General features: G+C 64.0%; 19 protein-coding genes. 8 read left to right on the top strand and 11 right to left on the bottom strand.

What is annotated here, in order from left to right; translation table 11 throughout:
* From ACFE72_RS22735 to ACFE72_RS22715, 5 genes are all read right to left on the bottom strand, one after another.
* On the bottom strand, positions 1 to 918 hold a 918-nt coding region (locus ACFE72_RS22735), incomplete at its 3' end, for a 3-deoxy-D-manno-octulosonic acid transferase (RefSeq protein ID WP_375415381.1).
* Positions 918 to 1,625 (bottom strand): lysophospholipid acyltransferase family protein, encoded by a 708-nt coding sequence (locus ACFE72_RS22730; protein WP_375415380.1) that lies wholly within the window; start codon positions 1,623 to 1,625, stop codon positions 918 to 920. The genes ACFE72_RS22735 and ACFE72_RS22730, both read right to left, overlap by 1 nt.
* Positions 1,622 to 1,870: a DUF4170 domain-containing protein gene (locus tag ACFE72_RS22725; RefSeq protein WP_375415379.1), complete on the bottom strand. Its 249-nt coding sequence runs from the start codon at positions 1,868 to 1,870 to the stop codon at positions 1,622 to 1,624. Before ACFE72_RS22725 ends, ACFE72_RS22730 begins: the two co-directional genes overlap by 4 nt.
* Before the next feature lie 64 nt (positions 1,871 to 1,934).
* Positions 1,935 to 2,771: a 3'(2'),5'-bisphosphate nucleotidase CysQ gene (locus ACFE72_RS22720; RefSeq protein WP_375415378.1), complete on the bottom strand. Its 837-nt coding sequence runs from the start codon at positions 2,769 to 2,771 to the stop codon at positions 1,935 to 1,937.
* Positions 2,758 to 4,155, bottom strand: a complete 1,398-nt coding sequence (locus ACFE72_RS22715; RefSeq protein WP_375415377.1) for a TldD/PmbA family protein — start codon at positions 4,153 to 4,155, stop codon at positions 2,758 to 2,760. The genes ACFE72_RS22720 and ACFE72_RS22715 overlap by 14 nt, the downstream gene beginning before the upstream one ends.
* 285 nt (positions 4,156 to 4,440) lie before the next feature.
* Here ACFE72_RS22715 and ACFE72_RS22710 point away from each other — a divergent pair, with 285 nt between their 5' ends.
* Complete coding sequence (locus ACFE72_RS22710) at positions 4,441 to 4,962, top strand: DUF6101 family protein (RefSeq protein ID WP_375415376.1); 522 nt, start codon at positions 4,441 to 4,443, stop codon at positions 4,960 to 4,962.
* 243 nt (positions 4,963 to 5,205) lie between these two features.
* Here the strand turns inward: ACFE72_RS22710 and ACFE72_RS22705 are convergent, their stop codons facing one another.
* The 5 genes from ACFE72_RS22705 to ACFE72_RS22685 form a co-directional block, all read right to left on the bottom strand.
* Entirely contained in the window at positions 5,206 to 5,961 is a 756-nt protein-coding gene (locus ACFE72_RS22705; protein WP_375415375.1) for an SDR family oxidoreductase, read from the bottom strand.
* 195 nt (positions 5,962 to 6,156) lie between these two features.
* Entirely contained in the window at positions 6,157 to 7,530 is a 1,374-nt protein-coding gene (locus ACFE72_RS22700) for an MmgE/PrpD family protein (RefSeq protein WP_375415374.1), read from the bottom strand.
* A gap of 20 nt (positions 7,531 to 7,550) precedes the next feature.
* Complete coding sequence (locus tag ACFE72_RS22695) at positions 7,551 to 8,618, bottom strand: ABC transporter substrate-binding protein (RefSeq protein ID WP_375415373.1); 1,068 nt, start codon at positions 8,616 to 8,618, stop codon at positions 7,551 to 7,553.
* A 61-nt stretch (positions 8,619 to 8,679) separates the two neighbouring features.
* Positions 8,680 to 9,615, bottom strand: a complete 936-nt coding sequence (ubiA, locus tag ACFE72_RS22690; protein WP_375415372.1) for a 4-hydroxybenzoate octaprenyltransferase — start codon at positions 9,613 to 9,615, stop codon at positions 8,680 to 8,682.
* A 10-nt stretch (positions 9,616 to 9,625) separates the two neighbouring features.
* Complete coding sequence (locus tag ACFE72_RS22685) at positions 9,626 to 10,285, bottom strand: hypothetical protein (protein ID WP_375415383.1); 660 nt, start codon at positions 10,283 to 10,285, stop codon at positions 9,626 to 9,628.
* A 227-nt stretch (positions 10,286 to 10,512) separates the two neighbouring features.
* On the opposite strand from ACFE72_RS22685, the gene ACFE72_RS22680 reads away from it, so the two are divergent.
* The 6 genes from ACFE72_RS22680 (at position 10,513) to ACFE72_RS22655 (ending at position 16,406) form a co-directional block, all read left to right on the top strand.
* Positions 10,513 to 11,274: a 16S rRNA (uracil(1498)-N(3))-methyltransferase gene (locus ACFE72_RS22680; protein WP_375415382.1), complete on the top strand. Its 762-nt coding sequence runs from the start codon at positions 10,513 to 10,515 to the stop codon at positions 11,272 to 11,274.
* A 113-nt stretch (positions 11,275 to 11,387) separates the two neighbouring features.
* Positions 11,388 to 12,557 carry an ATP phosphoribosyltransferase regulatory subunit gene (locus tag ACFE72_RS22675; RefSeq protein ID WP_375415371.1) on the top strand — a complete coding sequence of 390 codons (1,170 nt, stop codon included), beginning with the start codon at positions 11,388 to 11,390 and terminating at the stop codon, positions 12,555 to 12,557.
* Positions 12,554 to 13,531 carry an ATP phosphoribosyltransferase gene (hisG, locus tag ACFE72_RS22670; protein WP_375415370.1) on the top strand — a complete coding sequence of 326 codons (978 nt, stop codon included), beginning with the start codon at positions 12,554 to 12,556 and terminating at the stop codon, positions 13,529 to 13,531. The genes ACFE72_RS22675 and hisG overlap by 4 nt, the downstream gene beginning before the upstream one ends.
* 101 nt (positions 13,532 to 13,632) lie before the next feature.
* A complete protein-coding gene (locus ACFE72_RS22665) occupies positions 13,633 to 14,679 on the top strand; it encodes a glycosyltransferase family 2 protein (protein ID WP_375415369.1) in 1,047 nt (348 codons plus the stop codon).
* Positions 14,676 to 15,521, top strand: coding sequence for a ChbG/HpnK family deacetylase (locus ACFE72_RS22660; protein WP_375415368.1), 846 nt, complete (start codon positions 14,676 to 14,678; stop codon positions 15,519 to 15,521). The genes ACFE72_RS22665 and ACFE72_RS22660 overlap by 4 nt, the downstream gene beginning before the upstream one ends.
* 111 nt (positions 15,522 to 15,632) lie before the next feature.
* On the top strand, positions 15,633 to 16,406 hold the full coding sequence (locus ACFE72_RS22655; RefSeq protein ID WP_375415367.1) for a DUF2076 domain-containing protein: 774 nt from the start codon (positions 15,633 to 15,635) through the stop codon (positions 16,404 to 16,406).
* Between the two features lie 319 nt (positions 16,407 to 16,725).
* On the opposite strand, the gene ACFE72_RS22650 is transcribed toward ACFE72_RS22655, so the two are convergent.
* Entirely contained in the window at positions 16,726 to 17,490 is a 765-nt protein-coding gene (locus ACFE72_RS22650) for a L,D-transpeptidase (protein ID WP_375415366.1), read from the bottom strand.
* A 289-nt stretch (positions 17,491 to 17,779) separates the two neighbouring features.
* Here ACFE72_RS22650 and ACFE72_RS22645 point away from each other — a divergent pair, with 289 nt between their 5' ends.
* The gene (locus ACFE72_RS22645) at positions 17,780 to 18,553 is read left to right on the top strand and encodes a protein phosphatase CheZ (protein ID WP_375415365.1); all 774 of its coding nucleotides are present in this window, start codon (positions 17,780 to 17,782) and stop codon (positions 18,551 to 18,553) included.
* The last annotated feature ends 192 nt before the right edge of the window (positions 18,554 to 18,745 follow it).

Here is an 18,745-nt window from a genome sequence, read left to right as displayed (position 1 = left end):
GTAGATATCGGTGGTCGCGGCCGGCAATTCCTCGTGCGTGCGCAACGCCGCCTGCAGGCCGGAAGCGGCGATGATGCGGGCGACGGCTTCGCCGCGGCTGGGATGGCGCGGCACGATCACGGTCAGCAATCCCGGAAAATGCCCTGCGAGTTCGCGGTGCGCTTCGAGCAGGATTTCCTCTTCGCCGGAATGGGTCGATGCCGCCACGATCACTTGGCGGCCGCGCATCGCCGCCCTCAGCCGCTCCAGCCTGGCATTGTCGGCGGGCGGCGCCGGCACGTCGAGCTTCAGGTTGCCGGTAGTGACGACATTGCGGCTTCCAAGGCAGGTGAAACGCTCGGCATCGATCTGTGACTGCGCGAGGCAGACTTCAAACCGCCCCAGCAGCGCCTCGATGGTTCCGGCAAACCGCCGCCAGCGCGGAAACGAGCGATGCGACATCCGGCCGTTGATCAACACCATCGGCAAGCGGCGCGCCGCGCCCTCCAGGATAATATTGGGCCACAGATCGGACTCGATGAACAGTCCGAGCGACGGCTGCCAGTGATCGAGAAAGCGCGCGACATAACGCGGCGAGTCATACGGTACGTATTGATGAATGACATCGGGCGGAAATCGCTTGGCGACAACCGCCGCCGAGGTCACGGTTCCCGATGTCAGCAGGATGCGTAGCTTCAGCCCGCGCAGCGTCTCGATCAGGCTGGCTGCGGCCAGCACCTCGCCGACGCTGGCACCATGAATCCACACCAGCGGACCGTGCGGCCGGACATCCGCGGTCATACCGCGGCGCTCGTCGATGCGCGCGGGATCTTCCTTGCCCTGTTTGAGCCGCCGCTTGAACAGGGCGGACGTCAACGGCACCGCCGCGGCCGACAGGCTACGGTACGCGCGCAGCGTCATCGGCAGCGAACCGGTCATCAGGCCGCCTCCGGACGACCGACCTTCGCATAGGCGCGGCGGGTCGATTCGTTCAAGTATTCCTCCAGTTGCAGGCGCAGCTTTTCCATGGTTTCGGCATCGGCATCGGGAGGCACGACGATCGCGTCGATGCCCACCACTGCACCGCGCCCAAACGGCAAATTGATGGTGGTGCGGTCCCAATTTTTCAGCCGGATAAAGCGGCTGGTGACCATCGCGAATGGCAGGATCGGCCGGCCGGATTCGCGCGCCAACATGATGATGCCGAGGCCCGCGACGCGCGAGCGCTTAGGCACGTCGGCGGTCAGCGCCATGTTGTAACCCTCCTCCAGCGAACGCACCATTTCCTTGAACGCACCGACGCCCCCCTTGCGATTGAAGGCCGATCCGTGATCGCCGGAACCGCGTACGGTTTCGACGCCGAGGCGTTCGGCGACAATCGCATTGAACTCGCCATCGCGATGCCGCGAAACCAGCACCTTGGCGCGGTGGTCATCCTTTGTCTTGATGAAGGAAGTCAGGAAATGCTGGCCGTGCCAGAATGCAAATATCAGCGGTTGATGCGGCTCAGCCCGTTCATAGACATCCGCGGGCTCGAAGCTGAACGTATTGGTGCGCCAGACCAGCCGCAGATATTTCGCGACGAGGGAACCGACGGCCTGCTGAAACCAGCGGGCACGCAATAGACTGCGAAGCAATTTCTTCAACGGGCGGGCTTCGCGTCTTGGCCTGGATCCAGCAGCCGGTGCAGATGCACGACGAAGTAGCGCATGTGGGCGTTGTCCACGGTCTGCTGCGCCTTCGCCTTCCACGCCGCATAAGCGGTCGCGTAATTTGGAAAAACGCCGACGATTTCCACCTGATCGAGATCCTTGAAGGTCGTGTGTTCGAGATCGGTCAGTTCGCCGCCGATCACAAGATGAAGCAGTTGCTGCGGGGCGCCGTCTGGCATGACTCTCTTTTCCTATCGCGGTTCCTCAGTGTCCCGGCAGATTTTAGACGGTGGTTGAAGGCGCTCATGACACCGGGCGATTGCGGAAATGTTCGACGATCCGCGTATGACGATCGCGCCCCGCTGCCACCAGCACCCCGTGCGTCACTTCCGGGCGATTGTACGATATCGCGTCCCCCGAGAGCGCCGTCATGTTACCATCGGCTTCGTGCACGATCAAATCGGCCGCGGCGAGGTCCCAGTCCCGGCTCTGGCCGCCTGCAAAAGCAGCATCGAGCCGGCCATCGGCGATCCGGCACAGCCGCAGCGCCAGCGAGCCGATTCGGGGATGCAGAACAATATCATCGGCGGTCTTTCTGAGCCGTTCGACCAGCGGCTTCGGGCCCGCGATGCGCGAAAAGTCCAGTTCGGTGCCTGGCGTGGCATGCAGGGGCATCCCGTTGCACGACGCACCCCGGTGGCGTGCGGCGAAGAAAAATTCATCCGTCGCCGGCGCAAACACCGCGGCCAGCAATGGCGATGCGTCTCCGACCAATGCCACGCTGACGCACCAGTCTTCGCGGCCGGCGAGATAACCGCGGGTGCCGTCGATCGGATCGACGATCCAGGTCAACCGCTTGCCAAGCCGCGCGGGATCGTCGGCGCTTTCTTCCGACAGCCAGCCATAATCCGGCGTGGCGGAGCGCAGCCGGCTCTCAAGCAGGTCATTGACCGCGATGTCTGCTTCAGAAACCGGCGACGACGCGCCCTTGGTCCAGTTCCTCAACTCGGTCCGGAACAGCGACAGCGCCAGTGCGCCGGCTTCCCGCACGGCGTCGGCAAGCAACGCGGCGTCACGCGCCGGAATTTCCGCACGCGCGGGGATCGCAACGCCGGTCGCATCGATACTAGCGTCCGCCAACCGTCAGCCCTTCAATGCGCAGCGTCGGGGCATTGACGCCGTAACGGAATTCCAGGTCGCTCGCCGGCGTCAGCGACTTGAACATCTCGATCAGATGCCCCGCAATGGTCACTTCGCTGACCGCGTACGTGATCTCGCCGTTCTCGATCCAGAATCCGGAGGCGCCGCGGCTGTAGTCGCCGGTGACGCCGTTGACGCCGGAGCCGATCAGGTCGGTGACGTAAAAACCCTGCTTGATATCGGAGATCAATTCGGCCGGGCTTGGCTGGCCGGCCTCCAGGTGAAGATTATACGATCCGGGCGAGGGCGACGACGACACGCCGCGATGGGCATGGCCCGTGGTGACCAGCCCGAGTTCGCGCGCGGTCGCCGAATCCAAGAGCCATGAGGTCAGCACGCCCTCGTCGATGACCGCAAGCTTCCTGACCGCGACGCCCTCGGCGTCGAACGGCTGCGACCGCAAGCCGCGAATCCGCAAGGGATCGTCGATGATCCGGATGTTCTGGTTGAACAGTTGCTGGCCGAGACGGTCTTTCAGGAAGCTGGTCTTGCGCGCGATCGACGCGCCGTTCACGGCGCCTATCACATGGCCGACCAGCGAGTTCGACACGCGCGGGTCGTACACCACCGGCACCTTGCAGGTTTCGACCTTGCGCGGACCAAAGCGAGCCACGGCGCGCTCGCCGGCCTTGCGGCCGACGCTTGCAGGCGATGCAAGATCGGACGCGTGCTGCGCCGACGTATAATCGTAATCGCGCTCCATGCCGGTACCGTCGCCGACAATGGCGGTCATCGAGATGCCATGGCTCGAACGCAGGTAGGATCCATGGAAACCGGTTGAGGTGACCAGCACCATGCCGCCGATGCCGGCCGATGCCGAGGCGCCGCCGGATTTGGTCACGCCCTTGACGGCAAGGCCGGCGGCTTCGGCTTCGGACGCGCGGCGTTCAAGCTCGGCGACCGAGGGGGTGACGGGATCGAGCATATCGAGATCGGGGAACTCATGCGCCAGCAATAACGGATCGGCGAGGCCGACATACCGATCATCGGGCGCGACGCGCGCCATCGCCACTGCGCGTTCGGCAAGCATGCCGACGCCATCCGCGCTGATATCGTTGGTCGAAACCACCGCCTGGCGGCGGCCGACCAACACGCGCAGGCCGACATCGTCGCCTTCCGAACGTTCGGATTCCTCGACGCGTCCGTCGCGAACCTCGACGCCTTGCGATACGCCGCGGACCGCGACTGCATCGGCCGCGTCCGCGCCGGCGCGCCTGGCAGCTTCCACCAGGCGCTGCGCCAGCGTCGAGAGTGCGGATTGGTCGAGCAGGTCGGAACGAGCGGATTTGGACGAAAGCCTAGAGGCGGTTGATGGTGAAGACATCACGAACAAATTCCCAACAGTTAAGGACGTCTTGAGCCGGAGCGGACTCATGAGATGTGCTTGATTCACGCGGACTTCAAGCATTTTCGTGGCTTGCGGGCGAAAGAATGTCGATAACCGCGAAACCACTCGTCAATCATGTAAGCCAAGGTCTCGTCAATCATGACGGCGGATGCAAGGCCGCCTACCTTCGATTAACCAGCCTTTTTAAGGCAAACCGGACGCGGCTCGGCTAAGGTCTCACGTATCGACCGGGAACATAATCCCGGCGGGGAGAACCAAGCCGTGAGGCGTCAAACAGCAACAAGCGGGATCAATCCCGCCGGGTCGAGCCGCGCATTGCGGCTCGACCCTCTCTCACTGCCGGTCAGTTTCGCCGCGCACGATATCCGTGCCGACGGCGGCGTGCGGCAGATCGAGCTTCACCGCGAACGCGTCATCCTGCGCCGTGCCGTATGCGGCATGCGGATGGCAATCAACGTCCGCGTCAGCGATTTTCTCGGCGTGGCGATGCGCGAGGACAGTGCCGGACAGACGCTCGTGCTGGTGCACCGCGATCCTTCGCTGTCGATCCCGTTGTGCGTAAGCGCCGAGCGCGAGGAGATCGCTTCCGCGTGGCCGATGTGGAGCGACATTTTCTCGCTGCCGCAGTTGCAGGATGCGTCGCGCGAGCCCGCGCCGCGCCGCCGGCGCCGCAATGCGATCCGGGCGCGGCGCCCGAAATTTCTGGTGCGGCGGCGAACAGGCAGTCTGCTCAACGCGCCCGGTGTGCATCAGGGGGAGCGCGAGATTATCGCGCGGGATTGAGATCGGCGTGCGCGCTCCTGGCTTCGCCGCCTTTTCGAAAGAGTCGTTGATGATGGATACGCGGGTCAAACCCGCGTATGACACGGAGCGTGTTGCAACATCGTTCAAAAATTCTGATTGGCAGCTTCAAACAGCCAGGCCTCTCCATTCTCCCGGCGCGATGCGTTCGAGGATGTCAATCCCTCGCGAACCGCGCGAGGGATTGAGCGGAAGGTGCCAGGGCGTATACCGGCGTGCTTGTTGCTACGCCCCCAGATACGCGCCGCCGTTCACATGGATCGCTTGCCCCGTGACGTAACGCGCTCCCGGGCCGCACAGGAATCGCACGCTCGTCGCGACATCTTCCGGCCTGCCCCGCGCGCCGGTGACGGTGCCATGGGTCAGGTGATGCGCAGGTTCGGGCCGGTCCTTTGGACGCGGCGTGCCGATCAGTCCCGGCACCACGCAATTCACGGTGATGGCATCGTCGGCCAAATCGTGCGCAAGCGCGCGGGTCAACCCGATCAGCCCGGCTTTCGCCGTCACCACATGGGCACGATTCTTCGCTCCCGTGTGCGCGCTCAATCCGCCGATATTGACCACGGTGCCGGTGCCGCTTTGTTTCAACGCCGCCAGGCACGCCTTGACGCAATAAAACGCGCCATCGAGCGTGACATCCATGATCTCGCGCCATTCGGGGTGGCTCATCTCGGCGAACGGCTTTTCCCGCCGTAGCGCCGCGTTGTTGATCAGGATGTCGATGCCGCCGAAACGCTTTACCGCCGCGGATGCCATGGCCTGCACCGCAGCGGCATCGGCGACATCGCCGATATGCACCAGCGCCTCGCCGCCCAAGGCTTCTATTTCATGCGCGACCGCCTCCGCCTCGGTCCGATTGTTGCGCGCGTTCACCACAATGGACGCACCGCCCTCCGCCAGCGCCAGCGCGATCGCGCGGCCGATATTGCGCCCCGCGCCGGTAATGATCGCGACCTTGCCGTTGAGTTCCTTGTCGGCCACTCCCACCTCTCCTCGTCATCCCGGCTTCATGCCGAGCATCCACGTCTTCCTTGCGGCGTTCAAGATGTGGGTGGCCACGACCCGACCGGATTCACACATCTCGTCATACGCGCGCTTGACCGGTGTATCCATCCATCTTCGTAACAGTCTTTGCGAAGGGGATGGATTGCGGGTCAAGCCCGGCAATGACGGCAGCTAGTTTCGCAACGGGCTCAGGTCGAACATCCCCTCATACAACCCCGCCATCAACTTCAGTGCGGCGTCGCTTTGGGCCTTGTCCCAGCCGCCGTGCTGCGCATTGAGCGTGAACTTCTCCGTCACGTCCTGCCGCGTCAACGGCTCCTGCGCGCCGCCGCGCAGATAAGGCTGCCGCTCCTCGATCACGCTGCCATCGCTCATGGCGGCGCGGATATGGCCGGTGTAATTGTTCGGGTAGGGGTTTTGCGGATCGATGATGAATTTCACTTTTGCCGCCAATGCGAGCACCTGCGGATCGCTGATCGCCGTTTCCGTGAACGCGCCGAGCCCGACCCCGCCATGCACGAAGCCTGCCGCCAGCAGATATGGCACCGCGAATTTGGCGGCATAGCCGTTGCGCGGCCGCTGCTTGTCGAAGAGCGGCTCCCACAGCCGGTGCACCGTGCCCTCGGCCACCTCGCACACGATTTCCGCGATATCGCCGGCCGCAACACCGCGGGCGGCCAGGCGCCGCGCGCAATCGATATAAGGCTGCGCCATGGTCCCGCACGGATAGGGCTTGAACGCCAGCGTGTCGATCACCCAGCGCGCACTGAAATCGCCGGTCAGCGCGCCGTAATCGCCCTTGCTGGTATGCGCAAAGCCGTTGAACAGCCCGTGGACGCCCTCAAACACCGTGCGCGGCCCGACGAAGCCCTGTTGCGCCAGGAGCGCTGCGCGGATGCCGGATTGCGCAGCCCACCCCGCGTGCAGCCGCTTGGTCCAGGCGCCTTCGGCAAGATATTCGATGATGCCGCCCGCCATGCTGCCGGCGATGCCGAGCGCATCGACGATCTGTTTTTCGTTGAGGCCGAGCGCCGCGCCGACGCCGGCCGCAGCCCCCATCGCACCGAATACTGCGGTGGGATGAAAACCGGACTTGTGCACGGCCTTCGGCACCACCAGGCTCAGCCGGCACAGCACCTCGCAGCCGACGGCGATTCCGATCAGCGCCATGCGGCCGTCCGGATTGTGCCGCTCGCATGCGGCCAATACCGCGGGCACGATAACGGCGCCGGCATGGACGGGACCGCCTTCAAACGTGTCGTCGAAGTCTTCGCCGTGCGCCGCGGTGCCGTTGACGAACGCAGCACCCGAGGCGGTCAGCGTGCGGGTGTGGCCGATCGCCGTGCACGGGCCGTCTTCGTCCCAGCCGCCAATTGCGCTGGCGATGTAGTCCTCGTTGCGTGCGGTCACGCACAGCCCGACCACGTCGATCAGCAGATCCTCGCATTTGCGCGCGGTCGGCGCCGGCAGGCCACCGGGTTTTATCGCAGCGATCTTGCCGGCAAGCGTTTCGGCGACGGAAATCTGGGGCAATCCTGACGTCATGACGGCTCGATATGGACGGATCAGATACGGAAGATCTTGGTATAGCGCGCCTTGATCGCGTCGCTCTCTTTTTCTACCGCCGCGGCGTCGTCCTTCATGGTCTTGATGTCCTTCAAGGGCTTGCGCCCGGTCTTCTCCCGGGTCTGGGGGTGCGCCGAGCGCAGGCCGCCGACGTCGATGATGAGCTGCTGGGCGTCCCGGCTGAAGCAGAACGACTGGAACAGTTTCGCGGCGTTCGGATTGGGCGAATTCTTGAAGATGCCGTTCGGTCCGATGATCAGCGGCGATCCCTCCGTCGCATAAACCGGCTCGACCGGACGGCCCGATTCCTTCATTTGGAAAATATTGTACTCGTTACCATCGGCCATCACCGCCCGTTCACCGATTTCGAGTTTTTTCGGCGGGTCGGCCGAGGACTGCACCTGCATGATGTTCTGTTTGGCGAGCTGCTCGAACCAGCTCCAGCCGAGGTCGCGCTGCATCTGATAGGTCGCGGTCATGATGGTGCCGCTGTAGCCTGGATGCGCCTTGACGATTTTGCCCTTCCATTTGGGATCGAGCAGATCGGCAAAGCTTTTCGGCGCCTCATCCGGTTTCACCATGCTGGTATTGTAGGCGATGATGCTGAGCCAGATACGCCAGCTGGCAAACTGGCCGTCGATATCCCGGTGCTCCGGGGAATAGAATTTTCCGACATCTTCCGGCACATACGGCGCCAGGATACCGTCGCGTTTCCATAGAATAAAATGCGCGGCGTCGGATGAATTCACCACGTCGACAGCACGGATGTTGCTCGTATATTCCTGGCCGATGCGCTGGAACACACGCTCGGCCCCGGTGCGCTCGACCCTCACCGTTATGCCCGGATATTTCGCCTCGAACGCCTTCGCCAGCTTTTCCGCAACCGGCAGGTCGGTCGAGGTGTAATAGATGACCTGGCCTTCCTTCTTCGCAGCGTCGATCAGCGCCGGTGTTACCGGCTCCGCTGCGGGGGCTGCGGCAACGACGCGGGTCGAGAACGCAGCACCCGCCAGCAACGCGCCGGTACCGGCGAGGACCTTGCGGCGGGATAATTCTGAATTTTTCATCGGCGCGCCCCTCGCTTCGCATTTCATGATGACCGTGGCCCGGACGCGGCACGCAGACGTTCTACCCTGTCGCGCGAGATATCGCATCGGACAACAGCCCGGCGAACAGCAGCAGCCCCGCATTTCGGTTGGACTTGAAAAGTCGCAGGCACAGCCTGGGATCGCCGATCTCGAGCCGTTCGATCTGCGAGACCAGATGCACGGCAAACGCTGCAAGTCCAATCCACGCCATCCAGCCCGCGCCGGCCAGCGCCAGCGCTACGCCGATCAGCGCCGCCGCCAGGACGTAGAACACCATCAATGCCGGGCGCGTACGCGCGCCGAACAACAGCGCGGTCGATTTGACGCCGATCAGCGCGTCATCCTCGGCGTCCTGGTGGGCATAGATAGTGTCGTAGCCGATCACCCACGCGATCGAGCCGGCGTACAGAACAAGCGCCGTGGCGTCGATCCGGCCGAACATCACGGCGAATCCCATCAGCGCGCCCCATGAGAACGCGAGGCCAAGGACGATCTGCGGCCAGTAGGTGATCCGCTTCATGAAAGGATACGCCGCGACGATGACCAGCGAGGCGATTCCGCAGCCCACCGCAAAGCGATTGAACTGCAGCAGCACCATTAGTCCCAGCAGCGCCTGCAGGATCAGAAAGGCGGCAGCCTGCGGCACGCTGACCTGCCCGGCCGGAATCGGCCGCGACCGCGTCCGCTCCACTTGCGCGTCCAGATCGCGGTCGGTGATGTCATTCCAGGTGCAGCCGGCCCCGCGCATGGCGAAGGCGCCGATAAAGAACAGCGCGAGGATGGCGGGCAGCCGGCTGACGTCGTGGGCCACACCGGCGGCGAGCGCTGCGGACCACCAGCACGGCACCAGCAGCAGCCACGATCCGATCGGGCGGTCGAGACGGGAGAGCCTTAAATAAGGCCGCGACCACAGCGGTGCGCGGGTATCGACCCAATTGCCGGTCGCATCGGAGACGCCCGCCACGGCACCGCTCATCTGGCGTCGGTCATCGCGCGAGCACGTTGCCGTTCAAGGTGTCGAATGTGCTGCCGCCCTTCTTGGTGGCCGAAGCCTCCGGCAGCGCAGCCGACGAGCCCAGCACTTCACTTAAGGAAGGACCGGCCGGTCCGCGCTGCTGCGCCTGCGCCATGGCGCAGACTTTGGTCAGCATTTGCTCGGTGCCGCTGTGGCCCTTCTTGAGCTGTTCGGAAATTGCCGGCGGAATCCCGCATTTTGCGGAATTGAGCTGGACATATTTGATCATCTTGGTTTCGGCCTGCGCATAATCCTTGATCAGCTTGCAGGCTTCGTCGGGTTGCGCATGCCGGTCGCTGGCGGCCTTGATTAGCTTGCCGCGCTTTTCGGCATCTTCGCGCAGCGGCACAAATCCCTTCATGCAGGACTCATCCGGGGCCGCCGCCTGCGGCCGCGGCCCCATCGGCGCGACCCCCGGGCCGGTAATTGGCGCTGCGCCGTTCGACGGAAACGCGCTCGACTGCCCGAACGAGGCGGTGGGAGCGGCGCCGTTCACCGGCGGGAATGGCGAAGCACTGGCCGGCGCGGCTTGGCCCGGCAGCGGCGCCGGGAACGCCCCCTGGGCATTAGCCTCGGCGGTCACGGCGGTGAGGGCGGCTACGGTCAATGGCACGATCAAACGGCGGATGATCAAAGGTGTTGCTCCGGCAAGGTCCAATGGTCCCCTCTTCAGGAAAACCTTCTGCAAAGAAGGCGGTTTCCCGATTCAGGCCATTTTAGGATTGCTGCTGCCCCTTAACAACCCGTTGAATTAGGCAACAGCGCGGCGCGTGGCCGCGCCGCGCCGATATAATTACGTGAATTCGCACGCGCCTAGGCTATCCCTTAGGCTGAAAGACCGCGAATGAGACCATGACCATGCCTGTTGCCGATTTCCGCAGTCCCCGATTGTTCGTCGATGCCGACCTTGCAGCCGGCGCCAGCCTCCCGCTAGACCGCAATCAGAGCAATTATCTCGGCAACGTGCTGCGGATCTCGACCGGAGGAACGATCCTGGTGTTCAACGGACGCGATGGTGAGTGGCAGGCCGTCATCTCCGGCCGCAAGCGGCCCGACCGCCTGGACGTCGTCGCCCACATCCGGTCGCAGGACCGCCTGCCCGACCTGCATTACGTCTTTGCGCCGCTGAAGCATGCCCGGCTCGACTACATGGTGCAAAAAGCGGTCGAAATGGGCGCCTCAAGCCTGCAACCGGTCCTGACCCGGTTTACCCAGGTGACGCGGGTCAACGGCGAGCGGATGCGCGCCAATGCCGTCGAGGCGGCTGAGCAGTGCGGTATCCTCAGCATTGCCGACGTGGCGGAACCGGCGCCGCTCGAGCGCTGGCTCACTGGGCGGCCGGCCCGGCGCCTGCTGATCTTCTGCGACGAGGCCGCCGATACCGCAGACCCGGTGGTGGCGTTGCAAGCCGGGGCCGCAACATTGGACGGGATCGATGTCGTGGTCGGCCCTGAAGGCGGTTTTGCGGAAGACGAGCGGAATCTGCTGCTGCGGCAGTCGCGGACGTTACGGCTTTCGCTCGGCCCCCGGATCCTGCGCGCCGACACGGCCGCCGTCGCAGCGCTGGCCCTGGTGCAGGCCGTTTTGGGCGACTGGACCGCGGCCGGCCGGCGCGACTAAACTGCCAGCCATTAAGCCCTTTGACCGATCATGGTCGAAACCGGCCGCCGGCCATGCTAAGGGCTCGCCCAATCCGGTTCGAACGCCGGATGCGAGTTTTCCGAGACCGTGAGATGATTGAAACCGCCGCCCCACGCGCGACCGGATCCGCCGCATGGGCGGAGGCGCTGCTGCTGTCTTTCAGCGAAGCCGGGTACGTCCGGGCCGAGCCGGCGATCCTGCAGCCGGCCGAGCCGTTTCTCGACCTCTCCGGGGAAGACATCCGCAAAAGCCTGTATCTGACCACTGATGCCAGCGGCGAAGAATTGTGCCTGCGGCCGGATCTCACCATCCCGGTGGCGCGGGACTACCTCGCCTCCGGCCGCGCCGGACAGGCGGCGGGATTCTGTTATCTCGGACCGGTGTTCCGCTATCGCGGTGGTGCGCCGAGCGAATTCCTGCAGGCCGGCATCGAATCGTTCGGGCGGCAGGATCGCGCCGCCGCGGACGCCGAGATGCTCGCGCTGGGCCTCGAGGCAACGGCGGCATTCGAATTGTCGGATGTGGAAATCCGCACCGGCGACGTCGCATTGTTCAACGCGCTGCTCGACGCCCTCGACCTGTTTCCGGTGTGGAGGCGCCGGCTGATCAAGGATTTCAACCGCAAGATCAGTCTGGAGCAGGATATCGAGCATCTCACGGTTGCGACCGGTTCGGCACACAACGAGTACCAGGGCGTTCTTGCGGCACTTGCCGGTTCGGACCGCAAAGCCGCCCTGGCGCTTGTGACCGACCTGATGTCGATTGCAGGCGCGACCAATGTCGGCGGCCGCTCGGTTTCGGAAATCGCCGACCGGTTTCTCGAGCAATCGACCCTCAAAGGCGGCGGACTGCCGCGGGAAAAACGCGAATCGATCAAGCGGTTCCTCGCCATATCCGGCGATCCGGATGACGCGCTGGCGCAGCTTCGCACCTTGGCCGCCGATGCCAGGCTCGACATATCAGCCGCGATCGATCAGTTCGAAAGCCGCATCGGCTTCATGGCTGCGCGCGGCATCGACACCGCAAAAACCCGGTTCTCCACCTCGTTCGGCCGCGGTCTCGACTATTACACCGGCTTCGAATTCGAACTGCACGACAAAGGCAACGGCGTCGAACCTTTGGTGGCGGGGGGACGTTACGACGGATTGATGACCCAGCTTGGCTCGATTGCGCCGATCCCTGCGGTGGGATTCTCGGTCTGGATCGAGACGTTGACGCGGGTCGGCCGCAAGCCTGGGCGCCCAAGCGGGAGCGCGCCATGACCGCGCCCTTCGTCCTCGCCGTCCCATCGAAAGGGCGCCTGCAGGAAAACGCCGAAGCGTTTTTTACGCGCGCCGGACTTTCGCTGGCAAAGCCGCGCGGCGCCCGCGACTATCGCGGCACCATCTCAGGACTCGATAATGTCGAGATCGCCTATCTGTCGGCGAGCGAAATCGCCTCACAGCTCGCGCGCGGCGCAATTCATCTCGGCGTTACCGGCGAGGATCTGGTGCGCGAAAGCATCGCGGACGCCGACAAGCGCGTTTCGCTGATCGAGGCGCTCGGTTTCGGCACCGCCAACGTGGTCGTCGCCGTGCCGCAGGCCTGGATCGACGTCCGCACCATGGCCGATCTCGACGATGTGAGCACCGGATTCCGCGCCCAGCATAACCGGCGCATGCGCGTCGCAACCAAATACATCAATCTTACGCGCGGCTTCTTTGCCCGGCACGGCGTCGTGGATTACCGCATCGTCGAAAGCGCCGGCGCTACCGAAGGCGCTCCGGCGGTGGGCACCGCCGAGATGATTGTCGACATCACCACGACGGGGGCGACGCTCGCAGCCAATGGCCTCAAGGTGCTCGACGACGGCGTGATCCTGCGCAGCCAGGCCAATCTGGTGGCCTCGCGCGACGCCGACTGGTCCACGGAGGCACGCGAAACCGCCCGTATCATTCTCGATCATATCGCCGCCCGCGCCCGCGCCAGCAAATACCGCGAAGTGCGTACCCGCTTTGCCGGTTGCGATGCGGCGCTTCTGGCCGAGGCGCATAACCGGTTCGGCGTGGTTTCGCCGTTCGGCGGGCCGACATCGTCCGGAATGGTCACGTTGCACTGCCCGCCGGCACAGCTCTATGCGCTCGGCAGTTTTCTGCGCGACCACGGCGCGGACACGGTATCGGTGGCATCGCTGGATTACGTGCTCGACCGCGACAATCCGCTGTTTGCCAGGCTGGAGAGCTTCCTGCGGCGGTAACGCGGCTGGATTCCGTTCATCGTGGCGACAGCATCCGCCAGTTACCATATGCTGGTCCCGTCGGACACCGTATGCCGTTTATGGACCTTTGGAACTGATCGATGACGCTGGCAACTGACGTATCGCGCCTTTCTGGCAACGCGGCCACGGCGGCTGCGCGGGGATTGTCGATCGTGGTGCCGCTTTTCAACGAGGCGGCCGGGCTGGTGTTGCTGCACGAGCGGCTCGGCGCCCTGGCGACTTCGCTGAGACAGCGCTATGGCCTCGCCTGCGAAGTGGTTTACATCGATGACGGCAGCGCCGACGCTACGCTCAGCGTCGCGCGGAGCCTCGTCGCCACTGCACTGGATGTCCAGGTGGTGTCGCTGTCGCGTAATTTCGGCAAGGAAGCCGCCTTGATGGCGGGGCTCGATCATGCCCGGCGCGGTGCCGTTTTGTTCATGGATGGCGATGGCCAGCATCCGCCCAACCTGGTGGAGAAGCTGGTCGGGCACTGGATCGATGGCGGCTACGACGTGGTCTATACGGCGAAAGCGCACCGCGACAACGAACCGGTCCTGCGTCGCCTTGCCGTGCACGGCTTCTACGCGCTGATCAACTGGGGCGCACGGCAGAAAATCCCCGAAGACGCCGGCGACTTCCGGCTGCTGTCGCCGCGCGCAGCCGCGGCGTTGCGGCAGTTGCCCGAGCGCAATCGTTTCTTCAAGGGCCTCGCAAGCTGGATCGGCTTTCGCCAGATCCGGGTCGATTACGAGCCCGCCACCCGCGCGCACGGCATGACCACCTTCAGCCCGGGCCGCTTGATCGGCCTTTCCATCGAGGGGTTGACGTCATTTTCCGTGGCGCCGCTGCGGTTTGCCAGCCTGCTCGGCGTGGTGCTGGCAACCGTCGCTTTCCTGTTCGGTCTTTCGATTCTGTGGGAGACCTGGGTTGTCGGCAAGTCGGTGCCAGGTTATCCGTCTCTGGTCGTCGGCCTGATGACCATCGGCGGCGTGCAGCTCATCATGATTGGCATCGTCGGCGAATACATCGGCAAAATCCTTTCCGAACTGAAGGCGCGCCCGATCTACTTTGTGGCCGAGCACAGCGAAAAGCATGCCGATATTGAAACGCCCGCCGGTGAGCGCGAACGGACCGCCGCAGAATGAACGGCGATGCTCTGCCGCGCCGGTTCTGGCTCTGCGCCGACGATTACGGTCTCAGCCCCGGCGTCAACCGCGCGATCCGCGACCTGATCGAACGCGGGCGTCTCAACGCGACCTCGGCGATGGTGGTCGGACCTGCGCTTGGCCGTGAGCAGGTCGACGCGCTCAGGGATGCGGCGGCGGCCAGTCGGCGCTGCAGCATCGGCCTGCATGCGACCCTGACCGCGCCGTTCCATCCGCTGACCATGCATTTCCAGCCGCTCGACGGCGGGCTATTCCCGGCGTTTCCACAGATGCTGCGCGCCGGCCTGCTGCGGCGCCTCGATCCTGAAATCATTCGCGCCGAATTGAGCGCGCAGATCGCGGCCTTCATCGAGTTGTTCGGCCGCGCGCCGGATTTCGTCGACGGCCACCAGCATATTCAGCTGTTTCCGCAGGTGCGCAACGCGTTTCTGGCGGCCGTGAAAGAAACCGCGCCCGGCGCCTGGGTGCGCCAGGGCGGCCGCCGTCAACCGCTGATGCGACGGCTCGGCACGCCGAAGGCGTTGTTGATCGATATGCTGAGCATGCAGTTCCGGCGCAGCGCGTCACGCGCCGACATCGCCTGCAACCCGGCGTTTGCGGGCGCTTATGACTTTTCGAAAGCCGCGGATTTCGGGGAATTGATGCAGCAGTTTCTCGATGGCCTGCCGGACGGCGGACTGGTCATGTGCCATCCCGGCTTTGTCGACGACATCCTGATCAGCCTCGATCCGCTGACCGCCCAGCGTGAGCGTGAATACGCATATCTCGCGGGCGAGGCCTTTCCGCGGCTGATGGCGTCGAACAATGTCACGCTGGCATGATCCCGGTCGTTTTGTCGCGGTTGCAAATTTAATGATGGGCGGCACTACTTGCGACCTAAAGCGTCCCTACATCTGGCCCGCGCTCGGCAGCCGAGCAAAGTGGAGAACGCCATGAACCCGCAAGAACGCCAGTTGGTTGACGACCTTTTCGATCGGCTCTCGAAGCTGGAAACCGCGCCGCGCGATCCGGACGCCGTCGCCGCCATCGCGCAAGGTCTGCGCCGGGCGCCGAACGCGGTCTATGCGCTGGTCCAGACCACCCTGCTGCAGGACGAAGCACTGAAGCGCGCCCATGCCCGCATCCAGGAACTGGAAGGCGGCGAACCCGAACGGCAGCAATCCGGCGGGTTCCTCGATTCGATGCGCGACGCCATATTCGGACAAACCCCGGCGCGCGGTTCGGTGCCGAATGTTCGCCCGCCCGAGGTCGGCGGCCGCCCGGCCTGGAATACAGGCCAGGTATTGCAGCAGGGGCCAGGCCCGGGACAGTACAACCAGGGTCAATATGGCCAGCCCTACGGCGCGCCGCAGGCGCCTGTCGGCGGCGGCGGTTCGTTCCTTGGGACCGCTGCGGCGACAGCAGCCGGCATGGTCGGCGGCGGCCTCCTGATGAGCAGCATTCGGTCAATGATGGGCGGAGGTCATCAAAGCGGTTATGGCGATTCGGCAGGTCTCGGCGGCGGCAGCCGCACGCCATGGAGTTCGGATCAGTCCGGCGGCGATCTCGCGCGCGACGCTGGCCTCAACGATATCGGCTCGGGCGGTCATCGCGTCGACGACGATTCGCACTCCGGATTTTTCGATTCTGCGTCCAATGATCAGGCCGATATGGACCTCGACTCCGACAATTTCGGCGGCGACGGAGGCGACAGCGACTCCGCCTGACAACCGCTCTGCCGACATGCGCGGCATGCGTAAGGCGGATTCGCGATCAGTCCGCCCTGACGCCATGAGCGAGGCGGACGCGTCAGGCCGACCGCGCCGTCATCCTTGGAGTCTGGCCGAAAAGCAGCCGTAGTTTTCTCACCCACTCGCAGCGGATTGGAGATGATTCGCTTTCCGTCATGGCCCGGCTTCGTCCCGGCCATCCACGTCTTTCTTGCCTTAGCGGTCAGGGCATGGATGCCGGGCACGAGGCTGGACATGACGACGACGCAAAACGGCCGCCCGTCGGGCGGCCGTTTTCGTTCTCCCGAAAACACTCTCAGAGCACGACAACCTTGGCGCCGACGTTGACGCGGCCATACAGGTCGATCACGTCCTCGTTGCGCATGCGGATGCATCCCGACGATACGTTGGTACCGATGGTCCACGGCTCGTTGGAGCCGTGAATGCGATACAGCGAAGACCCCAGATACATGGCGCGGGCGCCGAGCGGATTTTGCGGCCCGCCTTCCATGTGCCGCGGCAGGTCGGGACGGCGCGCCAGCATTTCCGGCGGCGGCGTCCACGCCGGCCATTCCTTCTTTGCGGAGATCGTCTTGATCCCCGACCAGGTGAAGCCGGGGCGGCCGACGCCGATGCCGTAACGCATGGCCTTGCCGCCGCCCTGCACCAGGAACAGGAACTTGTTCGGCGTGTCGACCACGATGGTGCCGGCGCCTTCGCGGCCGCTGTAATCGACCATCTGCTTTTCGAATCTCGGATCGAACGCCGCATGCGCCGGTTCGATCGCATCGTCTTGCTGGCGCATCGACTGCTGCGGATCCATCGGCGGCAACAGCGCGCGTTGCGGTTCGTAAGACGGCTGCTGCTGATAACGCTGAGCGCGCGGCGGGCCTTCGTTGAACAGGAACTCGATGAAACCACCACCCATGACGGAACGTTCCGCGGAAGCGATGCGCGTCGGCCGCTGCGGCATCGGGTCGGCATAGACCACGGTAGGCTCGTTGGCTTCGATCGCAGCGGCCGGATTGACCGCGAGACATGATGCGCCGGCAAGCAGCGCGAGGGAGATTTTTCTGAACATCGACGTACTCTGTACTGTTTCGTCGTGGGTGCGCCTGGTGAGCGCGGCGGTTACACGCCATTAAGTAAAATCAAAACCTAATCGGTTTGGTAAACAAAACCGGCATTTCGATTCACCATGTCTTTGAAGCCGCCTGTTCCCGTTGTTAACGTTGATAATGCGTGAACGCGCGGCGTTCATGGTTAATCCTTGGTATCCGCAACAAAGTCTGCGTCATCACACGCCCGCCGCGTGAACCCGGCGTTAAATCCGCTCGGCTACAACGCTGGCATGAATTGGAGGATTTGAGATGCCGGTCCATCGCAAGCGCTTTCGTATCGAAGAGTCCTTTTTCGGCGCGACGCCGCGTCCGGCCGATGCCGATGACGGCGCCATGCCGATGCACCACGAAATCATGAATGAGCTGCGGGCCATGCGCGAACAGATGGCGAGCCCGCATCGCAGCGGCGCAGTCGTGGAAGGCATCATCGATCCGATTCCGCAACAGGTAAGCGATGCCGAGATGCTGCTGCAGACCTATCGCGCCCAGATCGAGCAATGCGAAAAGCTCAAGGTCGAACTCGACCTCATTCATGACGCCATCAACCGTACCAAGCAGGAAATCGCCGTGCTGCATGGCAAGAGCTTTGACGGCGCCGAAATGGCGAAAGTAACCGGCGAACTCGGCGCCGTGGTCGGCGGCACCGAACAGGCAACGCAGCAGATCCTGGAAGCCGCCGAGGCTATCGATCAGGCCGCGACCGCGCTCGCCAAGGTTACCTCGCCGGACCAGCAGCGGCTGCTCAGCGAGGAAATCCAGGAGCGCGTGGTTTCGATCTTCGAAGCGTGCAATTTCCAGGATCTCACCGGTCAGCGAATCAGCAAGGTGATGGCAACGATGAAATTCATCGAGCACCATATCACCGTCATGATGGACATCTGGGGCGGCGTCGACGCCATCAAGGCGCACGCGCCCGGTGCGATCGACGATCGCGTCGGCGATGCCCGCCTGCTGAACGGCCCGAAGCTCGCCGGCGACGCCGGTCACGCATCGCAGGACGATATCGACGCGATGTTTGGCTGACGCGCAACGGCCGTTACAAGCGAAGCATCATGGCCAGACTTGGCCGGGCTGGATTCACACCATCTCGTCATATGCGGGCTTGACCCGCGTATCCATCCTCTTCGAAAGAGTGGTTCGAAGGGGATGGATTGCCGGGTCGAGCCCACGGCTGTCCGGTTCATTGAAAGTATAGTCCAAGTTTCAGCTGATTTG

The sequence above is a fragment of the uncultured Bradyrhizobium sp. genome, from assembly GCF_964252615.1.
In the GTDB taxonomy this organism is placed as follows: Bacteria; Pseudomonadota; Alphaproteobacteria; order Rhizobiales; family Xanthobacteraceae; genus Bradyrhizobium.
This window is presented reverse-complemented; position numbering and strand designations above follow the sequence as displayed.